Source organism: Bradyrhizobium sp. Mp27, from assembly GCF_029953005.1.
Taxonomy (GTDB): domain Bacteria; phylum Pseudomonadota; class Alphaproteobacteria; order Rhizobiales; family Xanthobacteraceae; genus Bradyrhizobium; species Bradyrhizobium barranii.
On sequence record NZ_JASAUS010000774.1, the window covers coordinates 1 to 240 of the forward strand.

General features: G+C 63.8%; 1 protein-coding gene. It reads right to left on the reverse strand.

The window, feature by feature from the left end; genetic code table 11:
* On the reverse strand, positions 1 to 238 hold a 238-nt coding region (locus tag QJT78_RS52625), incomplete at its 3' end, for a transposase (RefSeq protein ID WP_281460995.1).
* Positions 239 to 240: the final 2 nt, after the last annotated feature.

Here is a 240-nt window from a genome sequence, read left to right on the forward strand (position 1 = left end):
CGTCCTCGTAGCCGCAGCAGATCGCGAACATGCGCGCGCGGAACATATCGACAAGGCTGTGCACGACCCGCGTCGGATCGCGCCGATCCGGGAACACCCGGGCCAGATTGTTGGCCAAACCGAGACGCTGCTCGGCCATCGCCAGAAGCATCACGCCCCCGTTCGAGGTTAGGCGCCCACCATCGAAGGCAGCTGTGACTTTCTTGGCGTGAACGGCTGGAAACGAGAAGGGCGGAATCG